Genomic DNA, 2,578 nt, shown 5'->3' on the forward strand with positions numbered 1-2,578 from the left:
TCGTCCTGACGCTGGACGGCCATCCCGTCCTGGGCATCCTGGCTGCCGCCGTCGCCGGTGCGCTGGCAGGACTGGTCACAGCCTTTTTACAGACCAAGATGAAGATTCAGCCGATTCTGGCGGGTATCATCACTATGACAGGACTGTATTCAATCAACCTCATGGTGATGGACAACAAAGCAAACCTGCCGATCACTGCCCAGCAGAGCCTGTATACCGCTTTTGGTTCACTGGTCGGCAGCGGCGCACAGGGACTGGTGCTGTCGGGTATCGTTGCTGTCGCAGTGATGCTGGTGGTTGTTGCCTTTCTCAATACGCCGCTGGGATTGTCGGTGCGTGCCACCGGCGACAATGAGGAGATGGTTCGTTCCTCCTCAATCAATGCAAACGTCACCAAGGCAGTGGGACTGGCAGCGGCAAACAGCTGCGTCGCACTGTCCGGCGCGATGATCGCCCACTACAACTGCTACGCCGAGGTCCGCATGGGCATCGGCATGGTGGTCATCGGGCTGGCGTCGCTGATTATCGGAGAAATCGTGGTGGAGCTGTTTGTCAAACGCGCCTCGGTGCTGTCGGGTGCCATCGCTGCCATCGTCGGTTCGGTGATCTATCGATTGATTATCGCGCAGGCGCTGGAGCTGAATTTCTCCGCTTCCAGCTTAAAGCTTATCACCGCTGTTATTGTCGCGCTGGCAATGTCCTATCCGGCGATCAAGGAATCGCTCTCGATTGCAAAAATCAGAAAGGCAGGGAAACGGTAATGCTGCAGATCAACAATCTCACCAAGACCTTTTATGCAGGGACAGCCAATGAAAAGCTGGCGATGGACCATCTGAGCCTGCAGGTGGAGAAAGGGGAGTTTGTCACCCTCATCGGCTCCAACGGCGCAGGAAAATCTACCTTATTTAATCTGATCGCAGGCAGTATTCTGCCGGACGGAGGTTCGGTCGTGCTCGACGGCGAGGAGATCACCTTTCTGCCCGAGTATCGCCGCGCCAAACAGATCGGACGCATCTTCCAGGACCCGATGAAAGGAACCGCTCCTTCGATGACGGTCGCAGAAAACATGGCGCTTTCCTATCAGCGCACCAGCGGACGTAAGCTGGGGTTTGGCATCTCCAAAAAGGAACGAAGCCTGTTTGCGGAAAAGCTGCGGACGCTGGGACTGGGATTGGAAGAGCGGCTGGATGCTCCCATTGGATTGCTGTCCGGCGGTCAGCGGCAGGCGGTCGCTCTGTTGATGTGCACCATGGCTGCACCAAAGCTGTTGCTGCTGGATGAGCACACCGCCGCACTCGATCCCGCCACCGCCGAAAAGGTGCAGCAGCTCACCGAGGAGATCGTCCGTCAGGGACAGATCACCACCCTGATGATTACGCACAATATTTCGTCGGCGCTGCGGATGGGTACCCGCACTCTGATGCTCGATGCCGGACGCATCGTAATGGATCTGCAGGGCAGTCAGCGCGAACAGATGACCGTTCCAAAGCTGCTGGAACGTTTTGGCCAGGGACTGGACAACGACCGTTTTCTGCTGACCAGAGAGCAGCCGAACGTACCATCCAACGACCAAAACTGAGGCAAAATTCTCCCCTTTCCAACCGGTTGATCGACAAAAAAATCACGTGTCCGCCGATAGAAACAGTGGGTGCTTTCCTGCAAAAACAATCATTTAAAAAATATTTAAAAAATAACTAAAAACCGAAAGGAAAAATTGTGATATAGTCCAATTCTGACCAAATTTTAGGGAAAACGCCAAAATCACACGGGGAACAGATTGAATTTTTCGACTAAAACCGATATAATAAAGTTGCTACTGAAAAGTTTTTGCGATGAGGAATTGTGTTTGGAAGTCATCGCGGCTTTTGTTTCCAAAATAGAAGGAAGGGGATTAACAAATGAACTACGAAGCAATTACTTCGATCCTCAATGATGGCCTTGTTCTGGCAACTGGCTGCACAGAGCCAGGCGCTCTGGCGCTGACAGCTGCAGCAGCTGCCGCTCATCTGGGAGAAGAGGTAAAATCCATCCATACCTATGCAAGCGGTAATATTATCAAAAATGCTTATTCGGCAGGCATCCCAGGAACCAAGCTGGTCGGCATCGAATATGCGGTTGCCATCGGCGCAATCGTTGCCAAACCTGAAAAACAGCTGCAGGTTATCAACGGTCTGAGCGAGGAACAGATCGCTGCTGCCAGCAAGATGGTCGCTGACAAACAGGTGAAGGTTGAGCTGGCAAAAGTTCCAGAAAAACTGTACATCGAGGTTGAGGTCAAGGGCGAAACCAAGACTGCCAAGGCAATCATTGCAAACGTACACACCAACATTATCTATATCGAAGAAAACGGAACAGCTGTTCTGGACAAACGTCATGAGCAGCAGAGCGCAGACAGCGGCTATTCCGATAAAGAGATCAAAGAGATCCTGTCGGTTGCAAAGATCTACGAGTACGCTACCACCGCAGATCTGGCACTGCTGGACAAAGTAAAACTGAGCATCGACGTCAACACTGCTATCAGCGACGAAGGTCTGCGCAATCCATATGGTCTGTGCATCGGCCGCGGCTTCCGTGAGGA

Annotated in this window: 2 protein-coding genes and 1 pseudogene; all 3 read left to right on the forward strand. The window is 52.8% G+C overall.

The features are described 5' to 3' along the window. Positions 1-761: ABC transporter permease (locus Q0L39_RS11625; protein WP_296629354.1), on the forward strand; the 761-nt coding region annotated here is incomplete at its 5' end. Then, the gene (locus tag Q0L39_RS11630) at positions 761-1,579 is read left to right on the forward strand and encodes an ATP-binding cassette domain-containing protein (protein ID WP_296629356.1); all 819 of its coding nucleotides are present in this window, start codon (positions 761-763) and stop codon (positions 1,577-1,579) included. The genes Q0L39_RS11625 and Q0L39_RS11630, both read left to right, overlap by 1 nt. Positions 1,580-1,898: 319 nt before the next feature. Beyond that, positions 1,899-2,578: pseudogene (locus tag Q0L39_RS11635) on the forward strand (serine dehydratase subunit alpha family protein); the annotation flags it as partial.

Source organism: uncultured Negativibacillus sp. (assembly GCF_944388365.1).
In the GTDB taxonomy this organism is placed as follows: domain Bacteria; phylum Bacillota; class Clostridia; order Oscillospirales; family Ruminococcaceae; genus Negativibacillus.